Raw genomic sequence first — 21,965 nt, 5'->3', positions numbered from 1 at the left:
ATATAACCGGAATTTGCAATGTAAGTCAAAAGCACAAAATTTGAATTGCTGTACTCTGCTTTGCTGTCTGGTTCGAAATCGCTGCCTCCTTTTGCTATAATTTCAAGCATTTCTTTTTCTGTTTTTGGTTGTGTGTTCCAAGTTAGATATTCATTGTCATCCGTAAAATTATGTATCCCGCTTCTATGGCTAAGCAACTGTTTTATAGATATTTTATCTGCGTTTTTTATTGTTGGAAACCATTTGTAAATAGTTTGGGTTAAGTCCAGCTTTTTTTCTTCAGTTGCTTTTAAAATCAAAACCGCTGTGAATGACTTAGAAATTGAACCAATTCTGTATTTTGAATTTTTGGTTGCTTTAATTTTTTTTTCAACGTCTGCAAATCCAATTGATTTTGTGTAAACGATCTCACCATTTTGTGAAATTGCTACACTTCCCATAAACTTGTCGTTTACTTCAAGTGCATTGAAGTAATTGTCTAATTTTGCTGTGTAATTTGTTTGAGCAAATCCGATTTGACATAATGTCAAAAGTAGTACTGTTGTTAAGATTGTCATTTTCATTATTGACTTGTTTTTATCGTTTATGGGGTGCTATGTCTGAGAAATGTCAGTATTTATTTGTTTTCAAAAATAGTTTTTTTATTTTATAAACCACCAAGCGGACTTTTATTTATTGAATACTTTTCGTATTAAAATTAATATGAATTTCGTTGCTCTTGCTACTTTGATGAATTACGGGAACTTGACTTTAACTAATAATGATATTAAATTCAAATAGCAAAATTACGCATCACCCAAAATCTTTAAATCTTCTAATAAATGGTTCTAATTCTGTACCGTCAAGGTCACTATAAAAATTATAAGCCTGAGAGTACAAATTCTCAGGCTTTTTTTATGGTTTAAAAACACTTTGAATGTTTCATTACTTACTAACAGAACCTGTGTTTGTTGATAGTTTTCGTTCAAGCTTTACCATGGATCTGCAATTTATAAATTAAGATTTTTTGTTTCAACAATGGCAGGCAATCCATGAATTAACTTTATATTCGTTTTATTAAGCATTCTATTTTCAGTTATAATAATAAGTTTATAGATAACTAGCTTGCAGCTGCGAAAAAACAAAATTATGCTATTTGGACTATTTAAAAGTTTAGACGAAAAGGTTAAAGAAGATAAAGAAAGCCTAATAACTAGGTTAAAGAGCTCTGAGTTAAAGACTTTGATTGTAGAAATGGGAAACAATAAGCCTATTTCAAATAACATAATTAAAAGGCAGAAGCGAGATCAGTCTCTTGAAAGCGAAGATTTTCCTAGTTGGCATGCTTATAGAATTTCTGATGAATTAAGTGATATAAACTTAAAACCGGAACTCATAGAATTACTCAAAGACAAAGATTTTTTTCAATATAAAAAATACGTTTTAAGATGTTTAAGCAGTTTATGTGTAAACTGTAAAGATTATGAACTTTTCGATTTTTTGATTTCAGAGCTCGAAAAAACTGATGAAGAAGAAGTAATTACAGCTGTATTAAGCAGGCTTAATGAATTGCGAAAACCAGCTAATCTGAACATTGATTATCTAAAACACTTATTATTAAAAGGTACATATCAGAATAGAATTGATGCACTTAATGCCTTAAAAAACTCTGAAGATAAAGAGTTAGAAGAAATTTTAATACTGAAATTTAAAACTAGCGATCAACATACCAAATGTATGATTTGTGCGACACTTAGATCAACAGGGACAATACAGTCAATAGAAACTTTGAAGGCAGAGCTTAAAAGAACAAGAAGCAATGATTTAAAATATTTTATTCAAAGTGCAATAGAAGAAATAAATGAGCGAGAAAATAAGTGAAGCTAACTTTTAAATTTTCACTAGAATTTTCAAATAAAAGGTTCTAGTTCTATGCCGGCAATGTCATTAAAAAATGTAACAAATTAAATTTAATCCAGTATATTTAATCTTAAACATCGATTTTATAGGATAGTTTGAGGACTCGATTTATGAGAATCAGTTTTATTAATTAAAAAAGCCCCAACAAAACATTTTTGTTGGGGCTTTGAGTTAAAAAGCATTAAGTGCCTTTGTATAATGGGTTTTGTTCTAGAGTTGGATCACTGTTTAAAGTAGGAACATCTATTGGCCATATTATTTTATGGTTTATTCCATCAATATTTTGCAGTACACCTACTAAAGGAAGGTCTATTCTAAATACTAAAGGAGTTCCCGTTGCATCTTGCATACGGCGTAAGTCGTACCAAATTTTTCCTTCGGCTACGAATTCTTTTTGTCTTTCAGTGAAAATAGTCAATTCGTTTTGTTCGAAAGAACCGTTTGCGTAAACTGGGGCAGAGCCGCCGCCGCCGGCATATGCGCGAGTTCTGATAATGTTGATTTCGGCAGAAGGATCTTGTCCTTGTTTGTTTTTTATTTCTGCCAGCATTAAATAAGCTTCAGAAAGACGGTAAACAGGAAAATCATCTGAAAAAGTACGTGCGCCATCAACAATAGTTCCGATAAATTTACGCAGATTAGTAGCGTGAACTGTTCCTTTGTTGAAGTTTAAGAAAGTAACATTTGCTCTCGTGTCGGCTGCTTCATATTTTTGATATAAGTCATATTTGTACTCATATCTTATAATGGTTCCGCCTCCATTTACCTTAAGTGGATCGTTAGAAGGAATAGCAACACCTTTATCGTCAACATAACCCGCTAATGGATCTGTAATAGCGTAAATAAATTGACCGTAGCTGTTTGTTGCTTCTCCAAAACCAAATCTCAAAGCAAAAATAATTTCATTATTTCCTTTTATTGAAGCTGTAGCGGCTGAATTAAATACATTGGAAAAGCTTGATTGTAAGCTGTATTTAGGGATAACTGCTTCTACTGCAGTTCTCGCAATCGCTAAATCAGAAGCTGTGGATGTTGGATTTGCGCCATCAATTTTTACTTTAGCCGACCATAGGTATACTTCGGCTTGAAGCATTTGTGAAGCTCCTAATGACCATTGTCCTTTTTGCATTTTAGACGTATAATCTCCAGAAAAACTTGCAATAGATTTTGTTACGTCTTCTTTGATAAAGTCTAAAGTCTCTTTTTCTGTTTTTGTACGAGGCAAATAAGCATCTTGAGCTGTTGTAGGTGTCGTGATAGCTACTTTAGGTTCTTTGGTTATAGGAAGTCTTCCATAAGTACGATACAATTGAAAATAATAAAAAGCTCTTAAGCCATAAGCCTGACCAAGATAATAACTTTTATCAGCAGCAGTCAAATATTGGGCTTTTTCTACTTGATAGATAAAATTGTTTACCTGAAATATTGGTGCATAAAGTCCTGCCCAGCCTGAAATACCAGGCGATGATTCTCTAATATCCTGACGAACTATAGATCCTGAGTTTAAAGATGCAGTTCCAGTAAAGCTGGTTCCGTCTCTTAATGTTCCTCCTCTAAGTTCTCCTAATGTAAACAATGTAAATTGATAGCTTCTTAGTTGGCTGTGTAATCCTACCATTGCTCCATCTACTTGAGAGGGAGTTTTCCAAAAGCTTTCACTAGCGTAATAATCTTCTGGAGCTAAATCCAGTTTGTCGCAGGCATTAAACGTAATTGACAACGCTAAAAATGCAATTCCTATTAATATCTTTTTCATATCTTTTTTATAAAATAATTTGAACACCAAAAACCATAGTACGAGGTAGTGGGTAACCTCCAGTAACATTTATTCCTTGATCTGTTTTCTCTGGCGAAAACAAAGTCGATTTACTTATGTAGCCTAAATTCTGCCCAGTTAAAGTAAGTTTGATTCCCTCTATTTTTAATTTAGTCATTAAGTCGGCAGGCAATGAATACGATAAACTGATTTCTCTAAAGGATAGATAATCTGCCTTATTGTAAAACATGCTCGAAGTACGCATAGTGTTGTTCTTAAACAATTGATCAGCCCAGTAATATGTTGGGTATTTAGCATTTGGGTTTTCAGGAGTCCAAGTATCAAAAACTTCTTTGGTAGTATTAAATGTTCCTTGTGCATTACTTAAAAACCAAGATCTAGGACCATCATATTGAACAAAGCCTAAAGCATAGTCAAAACGAGAGCTAAAAGAGAAACCTTTATAAGTAGTATAAAAGCCAAAACCACCAGTTACTCTAGGAACAGTTCGTCCCATGTATTCTCTATCATAACTATTGATAATACCATCTCCGTTTACATCTTTCCATTTTACATCACCTAAAGCGATAGGATAAGACAATGCTTTTTCAGAAGGGCTCATAGCATTAAAAACATCTGGATGAACTAAAACTTTGGCACCAATTAAATCTCTTAGTTTTAAAGCATAAGAATCTAAGTCGGCTTGAGTTCTAATAATGCCTTCGGCAACATAAGCATAAGCAACGTTTGGATCTTGACCTTCCTGCAGACCGCCAACCCAAATTAAATTACCATCCTTATCTGTAACCTGACTTCCGCCAACTCTATTGTTTTCTAATCCGTTGCTTGGCAGTTTTAATATTTTGTTAACGTTATAAGCTGCATTTGCATTAAAATCTAATGAGAAATCAGCTGTTTTGATGACTTTGTAATTCAGATCAACCTCCAAACCTTTGTTTTGCATATTACCTAAGTTTGTAGTAATCGACGTTATACCTGAGGTAGCAGGCAGAGTGAAGCTTGAAATTTTGTCTTGTGTTTGTCTATTATAATAAGCTAGTGAAAGATCTAATCTGTTAAATAAACGCGTGTCTAAACCAAACTCATAAGTTGCAGAACGTTCCCATAATAAATCAGGAAAAGGAAGTCCGTTAAGCTGATAACCAACAGTTCCGTCGTATTTGCTGCTCCCGTAAGATCCTTGTAACTGGTATGGACCAATAAGATTGTCGCTCACGTTTCCGTTTTGACCATAGCTCGCTCTTAGTTTTAAAGTATTGATTATTTTAGAATCGCTTAAGAAGCTTTCTTTATGTACATTCCAACCAATAGATATTCCAGGGAAATTACCCCAGCGATTGTTTAGCAGTTTAGAGTATCCGTCACGTCTGATAGTGAAAGTTGCTAAGTATTTCTCATTATAATCATATGTGACACGACCGAAGAAAGATAAAATGCGTTGACGGGTGTGGTAAGTATCAATGCTTCTTTTGTCTTTGTCTGAACTAGTGTACTGTAAATCCATAAAATCATCAGATGGTGCGCCTGAACCTGCAGCGGAAACACCATTTGAATAGATGTCATAGTATTCCGCTCCAATCATAGCATCAACATGATTTTTTCCTAAGAAATCAGTATTGTAGTTTAAAGTGCCATTATAAGTCTGGCTGAATGATCGGTCAAATTGAGCCGACGAAGAACGGGTTTTGTTGATGTTGTTAGGGCTTGATAAGAAGTCTTTATTGAACGATTCATAAAAACCTTCATTATAAAACCAGTTGGCACTAGTTCTAAAATATAGATTTTTTAATATATCAGCTTTAAAAGATTGCGTCATTGTAAATTTATCGGTTTGGTTTTTGCGGATGAACTTATCATCATTAACAGCTGGATTACCATCTGTATAATCTCTACCTACTAATAAATCCCCATTAGCATTTGTTCCTCTCATTGTTGGCGGTGCACCTAGAGAACGAGTTAAATAATTGGTTTCGCCATTTGTTTGCGGACCTCTCCATTGCGCTGTTGCGAAGTTCAAGCCAGAAGTAGAAGTAAGCCAAGACTTTATTTTATAATCACCATTAAAAACAAAAGTCAGTCTTTTGTAAAAAGTGTTAATTGGTAAGCCTTCTTCGTTATAAGAACCAATACCGGCGTAATAACTGCCTTTTTCGCTGCCGCCTGTCATCGATAAATTAATATCTTTAGTTATGCCCTGAGGTCTAAGCGCGTAATCTTTATAATTAAAATCTTTGAAAATGATTTCTTTATTAGTTCCATTTGGATCATAAGCTCCGGCAGCATTTGTACGAACAGGGTCGGTCATACTTTGCCAGCCTTGTCCCAATAACTCTTCGTTACTTGGGTTTCTAAACATTGGGCTCCATACAGCAGATGCATTTTTGTTGCCATCAAGAATATTTCCAGATGCATCTTTGTATAAATTTCCAGTACCAAATGGCCCAGTAGAATTTAACTGACTAAGACGGCTGGCGTCATAAGAACCAGAAGTTTGAATAGCTTTTCTAGACCAGTATAAATATTCTTGCGCATTAATAAAATCAAACGGTATGTTTAAAGTATTGATACCAAGATTTGTATTTATAGTGATGTTTGAAACGCCTGCTTTACCTTTTTTAGTAGTAATCAAAATTACTCCATTATTGGCTCTTGCCCCATAAATAGCAGTGGCTGAAGCATCTTTTAAAACTTCAATAGACGCAATGTCATCAGGATTGATTTCGCTGAAACTAGCTCTCAAAAAACCGTCGACCATTACTAATGGAGATCCGCTTCCGTCGTAATTAGTTCCTCCACGTAAAGTAATAACAGGAACAGCACCAGGACTTCCTGAAGCTTGCTGCACTCTTAAGCCTGGGATCGTACCAGCCAAAGCCGAAGCAGGATTAGAACGTACTCCAGTTTCTAAAACTCTATTGTCTAGTTTTGATACAGAACCAGTTATTTTAGATTTTTTCTGAGTACCATAACCCACAACAACAATCTCATTTAGTTTTTGTCCCGATTCTTTTAAGACAACCGTAATTGATGAAGCTCCAATGGTTAGTTCCTGTTGATCCATACCGATGTAAGAAACGATAAGTTTTGTAGCGCCCTCAGGAACATTTAATTCAAAGTTGCCATTGAAGTCAGTCTGAGTTGAAACCTTAGTTCCTTTAACGACAATATTTGCTCCAGGGAGTGGATTTCCAGCCTCGTCGAGTACTTTTCCTTTTATTTGCTTTTGAAAAAAAGATGATTTAATTGCTGTTCTGTCATTTGCTGCTTTTACGACTTCATTTTTTTCTGATAAAATAGTCGCTGCAGTAGATTTCGCTGCCGATACCTGTATAGTAAAAGGTATCAAAAATAAGGGTGTTAATTTGATAACGTTCCCGAATTTAGGCATAAGCCAGTAATTCTCAGGCTTGCTTTTTGGTAGTAATTTCATACTTTTGTAATGGTTTGGTTAATAATAATTTTCCTTCGTGGTCATGTTTATTTTTTCCAATCTATATTTCTTGATAAGAAGAAATCGGCCAGTAGTGTTCGCAGCATCTGCTGGCTTTTTTATGAAAAAAAAAGTATAAAAATGGGTTTCCCCGTTTTAGTCAAATTAGCTTGTTGTTTTTATATTGATATTCTTTCTTTCTAAATACTGGTTTAGTGTTCTTTTAGTACTTATAAACTTCAATCAAAAAGTTCCAGTAAAACTTCTTTTCCTTTTTGATGTGCTTATAATCAAATCAAGTCAGTTATTTCAATGTAAATAACTTTAAAGATTACTTATTGCTCAAAGAAGGGAGGATTCTTTTTTTTGCGATAGTAATTCTATGTTGGTTTTAGTTGATTATGCTAAAATATTTTAGTTCCATTTTTACTGCATAAAAGAGCAAAAGATCAAAAAAGAACTAAATGATTTTGACTAAAACGTTTTTCTAGGTTGTAAATGTATGAAATGTTTTTAATAAATCAATCTAATTATTAAAAAAATTTATTAAGTATTTTTTAACAATGAGGCAAACCGTAAAGAAATCAGCTAATAACGCTTATATTGTTGTATTGTAATTTTTTGTCTTAAAATAAAGCATTTTAAATATTTTTATTAATTCGTATTGTTTTGTTATGTGTTCGAACACATTTTTACTATTTTGCTTTTTTTCTTAAATAATAATATATACATTTGTTAAATATTAAAATATTTTATTAAATAAAGACAGGTTTTAGTTTTGTGTTTTAGCTAATAAAAGAATGTTTTTAAAAATCAGAGAGGAGGAATGATGTTTAGGAAATATTAAATTTATTGGAATGAAAAAGAAGAAAAGACGAGGTTTTGTTTGGTGAAATGAAAGAAAAAGAAAAATGAAATAAAAAGTTTTAATAATGGAGTAGCTTTAATTACGTTATGGTGATGAGAGTTTGAAGATAATCTTGCCAAAGGAGGATCGAGCAGGTTTGTTGATGTGTAATTCTCTAAATAAACAGCGTCATTGTAAAAGAATAATTAAGGGAGAAGAAGTAATTGTTACAGAATGTTTTAAAGTTAGATTTGAAGAGCGACTATTTAAAATGAGAAAATTAGAATTGAATTATGAATTATTATAAAAAATACAGCTGGTTTCATTTTGCAATGATTGTTATGCTGTGTATCACGATAAGTGCAAATTGTCAGATAAAAAAAACAGTATTGCCAGATAGTTTGTTTTCTACTTTTTATCATCAGCGCGTTTCTCATTTTAGAACACTTCCATTGACAAAAAACGACATTGTTTTTGTTGGAAACAGCATTACAAATGGCGCGGAGTGGGCTGAATTATTTGCAGATAATCGGATAAAAAACCGTGGAATAAGCAGTGATGTAAGTGCCGCAGTTTTGAATCGAATTGATGAAATAGCCATTAGAAAACCGGCAAAAGTTTTTTTACTGATCGGAGTTAATGATTTGTCAAGGAATATTTCGACCGATAGTATTTTTAAAAATATTGCAAAAATTGTTTCGTATTTAAAACAAGAATCTCCTTCGACAAAATTGTTTGTGCAAAGTGTATTACCTGTAAATGATTTCTATAAAAAATTTGAAAACCATACAGGTAAAGGAGAGCAGATAAAACGTTTAAATGCTGTTTTGAAACAAAATTCGGCTGTTTATCAGTATATTTATATTGATTTGCATACTTCCTTTTGTGATGAAGACGGAAAGTTAATAAAAGAGTTAACTAATGATGGTTTGCATCTTAAAGGAGACGGTTATTTGTTGTGGAAGCATTTAGTTTATCCTTACATTTTTGATCTAGAATCAAAACCTTCGTTACTGCCAAAGCCGCAACAATTGAATTGGAAAACAGGCGCTTTTTCGTTAACTGCAGAAACAGCAATTCTTGTAGATAATCCAGTTTTAGAGAAAGAAGCTTCGATGTTGAAAGAAGCTATGGAGCAAAAAGGATTGAGAGTAAAAGTGACAAATAAAACGGCACACAATGAAAAATATATTCAGCTCTGTTTAGGGAATGTTTCCGCTCCAAAAAATCAATCTGAGGCGTATCATTTAGAAACCACATCAGATAGAATAATCCTTACAGCCAATACTTCGCAGGGAATTTTTAATGGTATTCAAACCTTGCTGCAATTAATGCGGGACAATACCTTTGTAGATGCTTCTGATATTACAGATTGGCCTGCTTTTGCCTGGCGTGGATTTATGGTTGATGTGGGAAGAAATTACCAGTCAATTAAGCTTTTAAAACAGCAAATTGATGTAATGGCTGCTTATAAATTAAATATCTTTCATTTTCATCCTACAGAAGATATTGCATGGCGTTTGCAAAGTAAGTTATATCCGCAGTTAACAGCTCCAGAGTATATGCTTCGTGATAAAGGTGAATATTATACAGAAGCCGACTTAAAAGAACTCATTAAGTATTGCAAAGAACGATACATAACTTTAGTTCCTGAAATTGATATGCCCGGACATAGTGTAGCATTCAAAAGAGCTATGGGAGTTGATATGCAAAGTGATGCAGGTTTAGAAATTGTAAAAAATATAATCAAAGAATTTTGTGTGACTTATGATGTTCCTTATCTGCATTTAGGTGCTGATGAAGTTAAAATAACGAATCAGAAATTTTTACCCGAAGTTATTGCTTTGACTGAAAGTTTAGGTAAAAAAGTAATAGGATGGGAGCCCGGCGGAAATTTTAACGATGGTGTAATTCGTCAGCTTTGGATGGAAGGTGCGACAAGTGTTAGTAAAAATAAAAATATAAAATATTTAGATTCTAGACATCTGTATCTAAATCATATGGATCCTTTAGAAAGTGTCGTTACGATTTTTAATCGTCAAATATGTAATTTGACTGAGGGTAATGAGAATGCTTTAGGCGGGACTGTTTGTGTTTGGAACGATAGAGCTGCGGCGAATGAAGAAGATGTTATGAAAATGAATCCCGTTTATCCCGGTATGCTGGCTTTTGCAGAACGCAGCTGGCAAGGCGGCGGTTATGCAGGTTGGACAGCAGCTATTGGTCAGCCCGAAACCGAAAGAGCTAAATCATTTGCAGCCTTTGAAAATCGTTTATTAGATCAAAAAAAGCAATATTTCAAAAACTTGCCTTTTAATTACGTTAAACAGGCAGATTTAGTTTGGGATATTTATGGATCTTATGATAACAAAGGAGATTTGTCGAAAGCTTTTGCATTCGAAAAACAGACATTTAATACAGTAAAAGAAAAACCGGTTTACAAAGCTGTTGGCGGTACTCTGATTATGAGACATTGGTGGGCGCCCCAAATTTCTGGAGTAATTGAGAAACCGCAAGAAAATACAACATGGTACGCTCAAACTCAAATTTGGAGTGATGAAGATAAAGAACAGGAATTTTGGATAGGCTTTAATAATTTATCGCGTTCAATGAGTACAGATTCACCTGCTGCAGGTACTTGGAATAATTTAAATAGCGCAGTTTGGGTAAATAATATGTTAATTAATCCGCCAATTTGGAAACATCCTGATATGAAAGGTAATTCAGAAATTCCATTAATTGATGAAGGGTATGAATTTAGGGATCCAACGAAAATTGCATTGAAAAAAGGCTGGAATACCGTCAGGGTTAAGCTGCCGGTAGGGAGTTTTAAAGGTAAAGATTGGCAAAATCCCGTAAAGTGGATGTTTACTTTTGTTGAAGTAAAATAATGATTATTGTTTTCTAGAAAATAAATTTTCAACCACCCAAGCTGGGCCAATTAATAAAAACTGAAGATCTTTTAAGAAAGAAGGTTTCTTGCCTTCAATATTATGTCCGTAAAATTGCCCAATCCATGCAATTACAAACACGCCGATCGAGAAAATCCATAACGGGAAAGCCTGTCCGATATAGTAATTTGCAATTAAACAAAGAGCCGAAAAAATGGCAATTTTAACCGCCATTGCAATCGATAATCGGATGTAGAAAATTAGAACAAAAAGTAAAACGACAAATGCCCAATTCTCGATAAGCGGAGCATTTAGTTTTAGCGTATTTGCAATTAAACCGCTTGGAATACTCATTAATAAACCAACGATAGAAAAGAAAATCGCGGGCACACAAATGTAGTGTATCGCTTTGTTCTTTGGGTTTTGATGACTTACAGCATATTCAGTGAACCATTGGTCTAATGTTCTCATTCTCTTTGGATTTAGGTATTTGTAAATCTAGTAAAATTTTCTTTAGATTTTACTTATTCTGTTTTGAATGTTTCATTGAGAATGGTAATAAAAAAATAGCAGATTGAATTTATAGAACTATTATTCTTGATCTGTTTTTTTTAGGTGAGAACTTTAGTTTGCATTTTATTACGCTCATTATAATCAAAAACGCCATCCCACAATTCGTCAATCTTTATCAATGCTTCGTTTAACGGAATGACGCTCCATTTTCCGTTAGTTTCAATTCCAATTCCAATGTTTTTTAATTTGAATAAAGCATCGTTCACATCAAAATCCAATTCTGTTTTTAATTCTGAGGCAAACCAAGCTTCTATTTGTAAATCCAATTCTTCGGCGGTTAACGGATATTGGCTTCTATTTAAAAAAGAATAAGCCAAAATGGTTTCTTTCAAAGCTTCTTCTTCAGATGAATTTAAAAGCGAATAAAAAGCACCGCTGTTATTTCCTAAATTTTTGAAATACAAACTGTCAGAAAGCATTTTAGAATATCTGATTTTTTTGTTTACAAAGTTGTTGTACTGTCGAAAACAATAGGCAGATAATATTCCTAAAGCAATCAAGCCTTGATTTAGTGAGGTTTTGCTGTTAAGTAAATCAATAGCCTCTCTCGTTTCATAAGCGCCGTACATATTAATTAAAGCCGGAATTACTTTAGCACTTAATAAGGAAAGACCGCCAAAAATTCCAGGAACCCAAAGCAGTAATTTGTCTTTTAAAGACATTTTTGGAATGGCATTTGGAAAAATAGTTTCGAGGTCGTTTTTAGGAACGCGTTTAAAGATTTTTAATGCAATCGATCCTGGATCAATAGGCATTTTTCCTAACTTAACCTTCTTTTCATTCAAATAATCAGCTTCGTTGTAATTAAGAAAAATCATAACCCGATCGTAATATTCAATCTCAACTTCTTTCTTCCAGAAAATGTGTTTTGTAATTTTTTCTTTGGCTTTATGATGACCGCGAACATAAAGTTCGTAGTCCTTAAAAGCATTAAAATCGATCGATAAATCGAGTCCAATCAAGTCAGATTCTTTAAAAGCAACTTCCAGTGTTTCTTTGTCTATGCGATGATAATTGCCGCGTTCTAGAACTGTGAGTAAAGTGTTTTTGAAAACAGAAAAATCACTTTTTCCAATAAAACCCTCACGTTCTTTTTCGCTCAAATCAGGATCAAAAAGAGAATAATTTTGTTTTAAATTTCGATTTAGATTAAAAGATTCGTAATGATAGTAATGTTCTATGATGTCGAATAATTTTTTGAAATCGTCAACTTTTTTTGAGTCTTTAGCGAAAGCAGTAATTTGTTGTTCGAGTAAAAATTCCTTGTTAAAGGGAATATAATGTTCTCGTGTCATATCGATTTTTGAGGCTTTAATTTTTGAAGTATATATGTAACGCAAAAATACTGCTCCAAATTTGATTTTTTTAAGTTTTTTAGAAAGGAATAAAAATTTTGATACTCATTTAATTAAAAATAAGAATCTGCATAAAAAGACAAAAGCCATAAAGAAAACCTCTTTACGGCTTTGACTTTCTTGAGGGGTACCTTAGATATGTGCGGATCAGTTACATATCTAAAATCGTTTCTATTGCATGAATAGATTTGCATTGACCCTTCTTATAGTATTAATAGCAGAGAGTGAGGATTCTTCTGTATTTATATTATAAGCACTATTATGGAGACTAGTGTAGGGTCTGTTTTTTATATAATTTAGTTTTTATGAGTTTAAAATCGAGTAACTTTTGATGGCAGCGGTTATTTTTTTACATCTTTTAATTTACTTATTTGGCTTTCCATTAGTTTTTTATACTCATTAACAAGCTTGGAATATTCAGCTTTAATAAGGTCGCAAGTAATCCCAGTTCTATCGCCTCGAATAGATTTTCGAATATAGTCGTAAGAATATCCGTATCTATTTTTAATAATCTTTAAGACATCTTGATTGTAACTTGGTTTAGTTTTCATATTTTTGTCCATTGCTTAATTTGTATTAAAAACGAGACAAATACAGTAAGATATTTCTTAATTGCAAAATAAATAGAATATTTTCTAATAAAATAATGTATTATGTCAGAAAACACTTTACAGAGAATAAAACAATATCTTGATTACAAAGGTATTAGAATTAGTGCTTTTGAAAGAGAAATTGGTATGTCTAATGGGTCTTTTGCTAGCCAATTAAAGAGAAACAAAACAATAGGACTTGATAAGTTAGAAAATATTCTAAGAAGATATTCAGATATAAATCTCGAGTGGCTTTTAAAAGGTACAGGCAGTATGATAAAGTTGGATGCTTTTCGTGAAGAACCTGTTATATATTACAAAACGGAAAAGGCAGATAAAGAAGAAGCTGTCAATTACAAAGATCTTGCAGAAGCTAGAAAAGAGACAATTGAAAGCCTTCAAAAAGTAATTCAATATTTAGAAGCGCAAATTGCAGAAGGAGATCAGAAGTAAGAAGTTGTGTTTTTAGTTGATTCCACAACAAGAAGAAGATAAGACAGTGCGAAAACAGGTATAAATACCTAGTTTTTTATATTGTTTTATAAATAATTTTGGATTTTAATTTCTTATAAAAGTCAAAAATAGATTATGATACATTTTATTCTCTCTGTTTTAGTTTTGGTTTTAAAGCAGTTGTTCTAAGTTAAAATTTTCTTTACTGCTATCACTTTAGTATTTTTTATAGAAGAATGCTTTGTTTACTTTATGGGCATTATTTTTTACATTTGTGCTCTATGAAAAAAGCTTTTCAACTCTTCGATTTTACTCAAAAAGTCAATTACAAAAACGAAATTTTAGCGGGTTTAACCGTTGCAATGACAATGATTCCAGAATCTTTGTCATTTGCAATTTTGGCAGGATTTCCACCTTTAGTTGGGTTGTATGCCGCTTTTATAGCTGGATTAGTTACCGCAGTTTTTGGCGGAAGACCCGGAATGATTTCTGGAGGTGCCGGAGCTACAGTGATTGTTTTGATTGCTTTAATGAAATCACACGGATTAGAATATGTTTTTGCTGCGGTTGCACTTGGCGGACTGGTGCAAATAACTATTGGACTTTTTAAACTGGGAAAATTTATACGTTTAGTGCCTCAGCCTGTTATGTTTGGTTTTGTAAACGGATTGGCAGTTGTGATTTTTATGTCGCAGCTGGAGCAGTTTAAAACTATTGTAAATGGCGAAACGACTTGGCTGCAAGGAACACCGCTGTATATAATGTTAGGTTTAACCGCGCTTACAATTAGTATCGTTCTGCTTTTTCCGAAACTTACAAAAGCAGTTCCAGCTTCTTTAGTGGCAATTATGGTAGTGTTTGCCATCGTACTTTTTTTTAATATTGAGACCAAAACAGTCGAAGATATCGCCTCAGTTCAAGGCGGATTTCCTCCGTTTCATATCCCTAATATTCCTTTTACTTTTGAAACTCTTAAAGTAATATTTCCCTATTCTGTAATTGTCGCGGCCGTTGGTTTGACCGAAGGTTTGCTTACACTGAATCTTGTTGACGAGATTACAGGAACGCGAGGGAATAGTAATCGTGAATGTATTGCGCAAGGAAGTTCAAATATCTTAAACGGTTTCTTTTTCGGAATGGGCGGCTGTCCAATGATCGCACAAACTTTGGTAAATCTTGGTGCTGGTTCCAGAGCAAGACTTTCAGGGATTATTGCTGCTTTGACAATTTTACTGATTGTGCTTTTTGGAGCTCCTGTTATTGGTAAATTGCCAATGGCGGCTTTGGTTGGTGTTATGATGATGGTTGCAATTACAACATTTGAATGGTCGAGTTTCAGAATTATCAATAAAATGCCTAAACATGATATTTTCGTTGGTATTTTAGTTGCTCTTATTACAATTGTATTGCATAATCTAGCATTAGCAGTTTTAATTGGGGTAATTATTTCTGCCTTGGTTTTTGCGTGGGAAAGTGCCAAAAGAATTAGAGCTAGACAATATATAGACGAAAACGGAATAAAGCATTATGAAATTTTTGGCCCTTTATTTTTTGGTTCGATAGCTGCTTTTACAGAGAAATTCGACATCAAAAACGATCCAGATCATATTATTATAGATTTTAAAGAAAGCCGAGTTTCGGATATGTCGGCAATCGAAGCTTTAAATAATTTGACTAAAAAATACAATCAGCTAAACAAGGTTGTAGAATTACAGCATTTAAGTGCAGATTGCAGGCAATTGCTTAAAAATGCTGATGCTGTTATCAACGTAAATGTAATAGAAGATCCTACGTATAAAGTGGTTTCTTAATTAGATAATGTGTCAATTTGATAATTAGATAATTGTATTGATAATGTGTATTGTAGAGGCGCACTGCAGTGCGTCTACGTAATGTATATCAAAAAAACGAGCCCAACAGATTACTAAAATCTGTTGGGCTCGTTTTTTTTGTCAGGCTGAGCGGAGTCGAAGCTCTTGCAAATTGGAGTGCTCTTCGACTTCGCTCAGGATGACAATCAGATTATTATCTAATTATCAAATTGACACATTATCTAATTTAACGAAGCATGGATTTTACGTTGCTGAACTTTCCGTCGATTTCGCCAATTTGCAAGCCTAAAATATGTGCAATTAAAGGATAAACTGAAACGTTTTGAAAAGTTTTTACCTTTTTATCTACTTTAAATGCAGGGCCTTTTGCATAGAAAATAGCGTGCATATCTTTTTCGTTATTGTCATAACCATGAGTTCCGCCTTTTATATTTTGACTTTCTTTGCTGACTAGACTGTATCCTTTTTTTGCTTCGATAACAAAATCATGTATACGTGGATTGGTGCCATAATGAAGTCTTTTAGGAACTTCAGTTGATTTCCAAAATTTAATATGCGGTACTTTTTTTAAGACTTTTGCAATTGAATCTTGACAGCCGGTTTTTGCCTGAAGACTCATAATTGGGTTAACTACAGCTTTATATCCAAGCCATTCTGGTTTTAAATAATCTAAAACAGCCACCTTTTTATCATTGCTGATGCTCGCCATTCCGTGATCTGAAACAATAATCAAATTGATTTTTTTTCCAATTTCTAATTGATCTAACCTGCGAGACAATGCGCCCATAATCGAATCCATTTTTATTACTGCTTTTTTAGTCTCTGCCGATAATGGTCCAAAATTATGACCTGTATGATCTGGCTCGTCAAAATACAAAGTAATAAGATGAGGTCGTTGTTTTTCTGGAAGCTGAAGCCATTTCAGGACAGTGTCGATTCGAGCTCCGTACGGAATTTTACTATCGTATTTTTTAAAATAACTTGGGTTTCTTTTGTCAATGTCAGAACCCGGCCAGAAAAAAGAAGCAGTTTTTACACCTTGCTGTTCCGCGAGATTCCAAATTGGATTTCCGCCGTAATAGCGAGAATCAGTTTTGGCATCGCTTGATAATGAAAAAGATTCGTTTAAAGCGGCATCATAAAAAACATTATTAATAATTCCATGGTGATCAGGGTAAAGCCCGGTAACAATAGAATAATGATTTGGAAAAGTTTTACTTGGATAAGACGGTTTCATTGATTTTGCATGAACACCCTCAGATGCAATTTGTTTTAAATTCTGAAGTTTATATTGTTTTGCATAATCCCATCGAAAACCATCCATAGAAACTAAAACTACATAGGAATCTTTGTTGGTTTGGGCTTGTGAAAAAGTAGTAAGAAATAAGAGTGTAAAAGATAAGAGGCGAGTTGTGAATTTTCTCATTTTGTAATTTTAATAGAACTGCAAAGGTAGAGATAACAGATTTTTTAAAGAAAAAGAGAATGTTAAATATAAAAGGCTGCCACAAATTACACTAATTTCCACGAATGCTTTGCGCAAAAAAAAGTTGTCACAGATTAAAAGGATTCTCACAGATTATAATCTTTTTAATCCTTTTATCCCGATAGCTATCGGGAGTGGCTAAAAAATAATTCGTGAAAATTCGTGTAATTTGTAGCAAACAAAAAAAACGCTGGATAGAAATCCAGCGTTTTAAGTTTTAAGAAGAGAATGAATTACATCATTCCTGGCATTCCGCCTCCCATTGGCATTCCGCCAGCGTTTTCTTCTTTAATATCAATTAATGCACATTCTGTAGTAAGGATCATTCCAGAAACAGATGCAGCATTTTCAAGAGCTACACGAGTTACTTTCTTAGGATCGATAATACCAGCTTTAAGCATATCTACATATTCGTCAGTTTTTGCATTGTATCCAAAATCACCAGAACCTTCACCAACTTTTGCTACAACTACAGAGCCTTCAAGACCTGCATTTTCAACGATTGTTCTTAATGGAGATTCAACAGCGCGAGATACAATCTGGATTCCAGTTGCTTCATCAGCGTTGTCAGCTTTAAGAGAAGCTAAAGCAGCTTTTGCTCTTAATAAAGCAACACCACCACCAGCAACAATTCCTTCTTCAACAGCAGCACGAGTTGCATGTAATGCATCGTCAACTCTGTCTTTTTTCTCTTTCATTTCAACCTCAGAAGCAGCACCAACATAAAGAACAGCAACACCGCCAGCTAATTTAGCCAAACGCTCTTGTAATTTTTCTTTATCGTAATCAGATGTAGTAGTTTCCATCTGACCTTTAATTTGGTTTACTCTGTTTTTGATAATGTCAGCTTCACCAGCACCACTTACAATAGTAGTGTTGTCTTTATCGATAGAAACTCTTTTTGCAGTTCCTAACATTTCGATAGTTGTATTTTCAAGAGTATATCCTCTTTCTTCAGAAATTACAGTTCCACCAGTTAAGATTGCAATATCTTCTAACATTGCTTTTCTTCTGTCTCCAAAACCTGGAGCTTTAACAGCAGCAATTTTAAGAGCACCTCTTAATTTGTTTACTACAAGAGTAGAAAGAGCTTCTCCGTCAACATCTTCAGCAATAATTAATAAAGGTTTTCCAGATTGAGCAACTGGCTCTAAAACAGGAAGTAATTCTTTTAAAGAAGAAACTTTTTTGTCGTATAATAAGATGTATGGAGAGTCTAATTCAACTTCCATTTTTTCTGGGTTTGTTACGAAATAAGGAGAAAGGTATCCTCTGTCAAACTGCATTCCTTCAACAACATCTACAAAAGTGTCAGTTCCTTTAGCTTCTTCAACAGTGATAACACCTTCTTTTCCAACTTTAGCAAAAGCTGTAGCGATTAACTCACCAATAACTTCGTCATTGTTTGCAGAGATAGAAGCAATTTGTTTGATTTTGTCAGAATCACTTCCAACAACTTTAGCTTGAGAAGCCAAGTCAGCAACGATAGCTTCAACCGCTTTATCGATACCGCGTTTTAAATCCATTGGATTTGCACCTGCAGCAACGTTTTTCAAGCCTTCTTTTACGATAGCTTGTGCTAAAACTGTAGCAGTTGTAGTTCCGTCACCCGCTAAATCATTAGTTTTTGAAGCTACTTCTTTAACCATTTGCGCACCCATGTTTTCTAATGGGTCTTTTAATTCGATTTCTTTTGCAACAGAAACACCGTCTTTAGTAACCGTTGGTCCGCCAAATGACTTTCCGATGATTACGTTACGACCTTTTGGTCCAAGAGTTACTTTTACAGCATTTGCTAATGCATCAACACCACGTTTTAATCCGTCACGTGCTTCAATATCAAATTTTATATCTTTTGCCATTTTAATTTTTGTTTAAAGTTTGATTTGTTTCAAGTTATTGAAGTTCTTAATTCTTAAGTCTTCGGTACTTAATACAATATGTGTTTTTTAGATTATCGCTAAGATGTCGTCTTCACGCATAATCAAATAATCAGTTCCTTCTAGTTTTAATTCAGTTCCTGCGTATTTACCGTAAAGTACAGTGTCGCCAACTTTTACAGTCATTGTGTGATCTTTTGATCCATTTCCTACTGCAACTACAGTTCCTTTTTGTGGTTTCTCTTTGGCAGTATCTGGAATAAAGATTCCTGAAGCAGTTTTAGTTTCAGCTGCAACAGGCTCAATAAGTACGCGGTCTGAAAGCGGTTTTATGTTTAAAGCCATGATTTTATTATGTTATTAGGTTATACGTTTTTTAATGTTCTATAAACTTTCAGAAACTGTGCCATGCTCATAAAACTGACATTATTTCTTAAAAAAAATGCCAGCTTTGACAGGCTGGCATTTTAATTTATATCAAAATTATTATTTTGTAGCAGGTGCTGCCGGAGCAGGAGTTTGCTGTGCAGGTGCAGCTGGTGTAGTTGCAGCAGGAGCTTCTGTTTTTTCAATAATTTTAGATCCAGTATCGTTTAATGATCCTGTAAAGCTTAAGCTTGAAAGTAAAATTAAAACAATCAAAATAGTTGCTAATGTCCAAGTACTTTTATCTAAAAAGTCAGTTGTTTTTTGAACACCGCCTAACATTTGAGTTCCGCTGATAGTAGAAGATAATCCTCCTCCTTTAGGGTTTTGAACCATGATTACTACGATCAATAGAAAACAAACTATTGTGATTAAAACTAAAAAAATTGAAAATGTGCTCATTGCTTAATTGTTATTGTTATTTTGTTGTAAAATCTTTATATCCGAAATGCGGTCTGCAAAGAAAGTAATTTTTTCTGGATATTTCAAAATTAATATTTCATATGCTTGTATCGCTTTGGTATATTTTTTTTGTTCTAAATATACTCTGGCTAAAGTCTCTGTCATTAAGTAAGAATTATCTTCTTTATTGATGTCGAATTGTACTGCAGGGGTTATTGCAGTCTGCTTTATTGGAGATATTTTAGGATTTGTTTCAATAAACTTATCGATTATTTCTGACTTTTTCTTTTTTTCTTCCTCAATTCTATCAATCTCTTCAGTTGTTTTGGCTTCATTATTATTTGCTGTGTCCTCAGTTCGGTCAATAGGTTCAGTTTTTGCCAATTGCAGCCATTCTTGAAAAGAATGCTTTTCGTTATCAGAGAAATCTAATGGTTTTCCTATTTCAAGATTTTTTTCGGCATTTTTTACAGGTTCAGAGCTCTCCGTTTCTTTTGGTTCTTCTTCTGTTTTTACCTTATCAAAAACAACTGTTGATGCCTCTTTTATTGAGCTTAAAATTGATTCTTCGATTGGAGAAACTCTTACTTCTTCGATTTCGTCGTCTACAATTTCTTCGAAGAAAGTTGGAATTGCTCCTTTTATTGGTGTAACTGCTTTCTGTTCGGTAACCGGTTCAATTGTTTTTTCTTCTGATTTTGTCACTTCTTCAAAAGTATTTAATATTTCTTCTTCAGTAGGACTTATAATAGAGGACTCAATAATAGTTTCTGTTGGAGTGTCCTCTGTTTTTTCAGCCTCTTTAAAAGTGTTTAAAATTTCTTCTTCGCTAGGGCTTGCAATTATTGATTCGCTAACAAGAGTTGCTGGTTCTTCTGTTTTTACTTTTTCTTCAAAAGTATTTGCTGCAGCTTCTTTTATCGAACTTAAGATTGATTTTTCAATAATAGGATCAATAGGTTTTTCTATAATTTTTGCAGGTTCTTCAAATACTACATTTGAAGCTTCTTTAATCGAGTTTAAAATAGACTGTTCAATAGGGTCAATTTTTGTAAATGTAACTTTATCGATTGGTTTAGGCGAGACAATTTCGCTGTCAACAACAGTTATTTCTAGTAAATCGTGAAGTTTACGATCGTAATATTCGCCTTGAATTGTAGTAAAATTTTCTGAGGTAATAAAATCAAATAATACTGAACGATCAGCTGTATGAGCAGCAGTAACTTTTAAGGCGTAGTTATACTTAAAGCTGTTTTGGTTGTAAAGTCCTTTTAATCGTAGTGCTCTGGCACTTTGAAAATACGGAAATTCATTCAAAACACTTCCTAATGCTTCTGCCTGCTGTTCTGTAATAGCATCGGGTTTGTTCATTAAGTAAGTATAATCAGTTACATTCATTTCTCTTTTTTTTAATCGTCTAATTATTATTGTTTTGATTTGAAAGGTTTGTCTATTGAATCATTTTATCGATTTTACGAATAAACGTTTTAATAGTTAAACTAAAACTACCATTTTGCTAATGATTCATTAAAGACATCCTGTGTAATTCTCTCAAAAATAGTTTGAATTGCTGTGTTTAAAACACTTCCTGTTGGTAATTCATTTCCAGGGAAATCGAAGTAAAATTCAAATGTTCTTTCAAAATCATCTGTTTCTTTCTTTTTGTTTGTGAAGCGAACATTTATTCGAATCGTCAAACGGTTTTGTGCTGCTCCCACGTCACCTGTTGATGTAACAGCAGTTGCTGTCATTGGCGTGATTCTGTAATCTACAATTTCTCCTTCATATGTTAATTCTCCACCAGTACTTACCAAGTTTAAATTGGTTTGATTTTGAATTAAATCTTGCAATGCCAATGTAAATTGTCTGTCTATTCCGGGTTCAATCAAATCAGCGTTGTTTTGGAAAAAGTTAACTTGAAAAGTTTTTGCGTCAATTGTTCCAGTTCCCGTAAAATTGTAAACACCGCAACCGCTGAAAGTGGTTGCTATTAATAGAATAAAAAGATATTTTAAGTTTTTCATTTTTTATTTTAAGTATTACTTCGCCAGTTTACTGACGCTTGGATCAAAGGTATTCATTTTTGGTTTAAAATGTTTTGGTGTTTTTTCGACTTTGCACTAA

At 33.6% G+C, this 21,965-nt stretch carries 16 protein-coding genes; 4 read left to right on the top strand and 12 right to left on the bottom strand.

Features of this window, described 5'->3' with window-relative positions:
• Positions 1–563 (bottom strand): serine hydrolase domain-containing protein (locus tag B0A75_RS09295; RefSeq protein WP_133063518.1); only part of this gene is annotated, 563 nt, incomplete at its 3' end.
• 565 nt (positions 564–1,128) lie between these two features.
• Between B0A75_RS09295 and B0A75_RS09290 the strand changes: the two genes are divergently transcribed.
• Positions 1,129–1,860: a hypothetical protein gene (locus B0A75_RS09290; RefSeq protein ID WP_089054000.1), complete on the top strand. Its 732-nt coding sequence runs from the start codon at positions 1,129–1,131 to the stop codon at positions 1,858–1,860.
• Positions 1,861–2,080: 220 nt separating this feature from the next.
• Here the strand turns inward: B0A75_RS09290 and B0A75_RS09285 are convergent, their stop codons facing one another.
• Both B0A75_RS09285 and B0A75_RS09280 read right to left on the bottom strand, forming a co-directional pair.
• Complete coding sequence (locus B0A75_RS09285; protein ID WP_165765107.1) at positions 2,081–3,655, bottom strand: RagB/SusD family nutrient uptake outer membrane protein; 1,575 nt, start codon at positions 3,653–3,655, stop codon at positions 2,081–2,083.
• A 7-nt stretch (positions 3,656–3,662) separates the two neighbouring features.
• On the bottom strand, positions 3,663–7,106 hold the full coding sequence (locus B0A75_RS09280; protein ID WP_208861263.1) for a SusC/RagA family TonB-linked outer membrane protein: 3,444 nt from the start codon (positions 7,104–7,106) through the stop codon (positions 3,663–3,665).
• Between the two features lie 1,140 nt (positions 7,107–8,246).
• On the opposite strand from B0A75_RS09280, the gene B0A75_RS09275 reads away from it, so the two are divergent.
• Positions 8,247–10,844 (top strand): family 20 glycosylhydrolase, encoded by a 2,598-nt coding sequence (locus B0A75_RS09275; RefSeq protein ID WP_208861262.1) that lies wholly within the window; start codon positions 8,247–8,249, stop codon positions 10,842–10,844.
• A gap of 3 nt (positions 10,845–10,847) precedes the next feature.
• Here B0A75_RS09275 and B0A75_RS09270 read toward each other — a convergent pair whose 3' ends face one another.
• The 3 genes from B0A75_RS09270 to B0A75_RS09260 form a co-directional block, all read right to left on the bottom strand.
• A complete protein-coding gene (locus B0A75_RS09270) occupies positions 10,848–11,315 on the bottom strand; it encodes an Mpo1 family 2-hydroxy fatty acid dioxygenase (protein ID WP_089053998.1) in 468 nt (155 codons plus the stop codon).
• 140 nt (positions 11,316–11,455) lie between these two features.
• Positions 11,456–12,712 carry a TMEM143 family protein gene (locus tag B0A75_RS09265; RefSeq protein WP_089054010.1) on the bottom strand — a complete coding sequence of 419 codons (1,257 nt, stop codon included), beginning with the start codon at positions 12,710–12,712 and terminating at the stop codon, positions 11,456–11,458.
• A 401-nt stretch (positions 12,713–13,113) separates the two neighbouring features.
• Positions 13,114–13,335, bottom strand: a complete 222-nt coding sequence (locus B0A75_RS09260) for a hypothetical protein (RefSeq protein ID WP_089053997.1) — start codon at positions 13,333–13,335, stop codon at positions 13,114–13,116.
• A 90-nt stretch (positions 13,336–13,425) separates the two neighbouring features.
• Here B0A75_RS09260 and B0A75_RS09255 point away from each other — a divergent pair, with 90 nt between their 5' ends.
• Together B0A75_RS09255 and B0A75_RS09250 are read left to right on the top strand one after the other, a co-directional pair.
• On the top strand, positions 13,426–13,815 hold the full coding sequence (locus B0A75_RS09255) for a hypothetical protein (protein WP_089053996.1): 390 nt from the start codon (positions 13,426–13,428) through the stop codon (positions 13,813–13,815).
• 281 nt (positions 13,816–14,096) lie between these two features.
• Positions 14,097–15,626 (top strand): SulP family inorganic anion transporter, encoded by a 1,530-nt coding sequence (locus B0A75_RS09250; RefSeq protein WP_089053995.1) that lies wholly within the window; start codon positions 14,097–14,099, stop codon positions 15,624–15,626.
• 247 nt (positions 15,627–15,873) lie between these two features.
• Here B0A75_RS09250 and B0A75_RS09245 read toward each other — a convergent pair whose 3' ends face one another.
• The 6 genes from B0A75_RS09245 to B0A75_RS09220 all read right to left on the bottom strand — a co-directional run bounded on the left by B0A75_RS09245 (position 15,874) and on the right by B0A75_RS09220 (position 21,865).
• Complete coding sequence (locus tag B0A75_RS09245; protein ID WP_089053994.1) at positions 15,874–17,073, bottom strand: alkaline phosphatase family protein; 1,200 nt, start codon at positions 17,071–17,073, stop codon at positions 15,874–15,876.
• A 293-nt stretch (positions 17,074–17,366) separates the two neighbouring features.
• Complete coding sequence (gene groL / locus B0A75_RS09240) at positions 17,367–18,995, bottom strand: chaperonin GroEL (RefSeq protein ID WP_089053993.1); 1,629 nt, start codon at positions 18,993–18,995, stop codon at positions 17,367–17,369.
• An 87-nt stretch (positions 18,996–19,082) separates the two neighbouring features.
• A complete protein-coding gene (locus tag B0A75_RS09235) occupies positions 19,083–19,358 on the bottom strand; it encodes a co-chaperone GroES (RefSeq protein WP_012023920.1) in 276 nt (91 codons plus the stop codon).
• A gap of 141 nt (positions 19,359–19,499) precedes the next feature.
• Positions 19,500–19,841, bottom strand: a complete 342-nt coding sequence (gene secG / locus B0A75_RS09230; protein ID WP_089053992.1) for a preprotein translocase subunit SecG — start codon at positions 19,839–19,841, stop codon at positions 19,500–19,502.
• A gap of 3 nt (positions 19,842–19,844) precedes the next feature.
• Positions 19,845–21,239 carry a tetratricopeptide repeat protein gene (locus B0A75_RS09225; RefSeq protein ID WP_089053991.1) on the bottom strand — a complete coding sequence of 465 codons (1,395 nt, stop codon included), beginning with the start codon at positions 21,237–21,239 and terminating at the stop codon, positions 19,845–19,847.
• A gap of 107 nt (positions 21,240–21,346) precedes the next feature.
• Positions 21,347–21,865, bottom strand: coding sequence for an LptE family protein (locus B0A75_RS09220; RefSeq protein WP_089053990.1), 519 nt, complete (start codon positions 21,863–21,865; stop codon positions 21,347–21,349).
• Between the last annotated feature and the right edge of the window lie 100 nt (positions 21,866–21,965).

Origin of the sequence: Flavobacterium oncorhynchi (genome assembly GCF_002217355.1) — a bacterium.
Lineage (GTDB): Bacteria > Bacteroidota > Bacteroidia > Flavobacteriales > Flavobacteriaceae > Flavobacterium > Flavobacterium oncorhynchi.
This window is presented reverse-complemented; position numbering and strand designations above follow the sequence as displayed.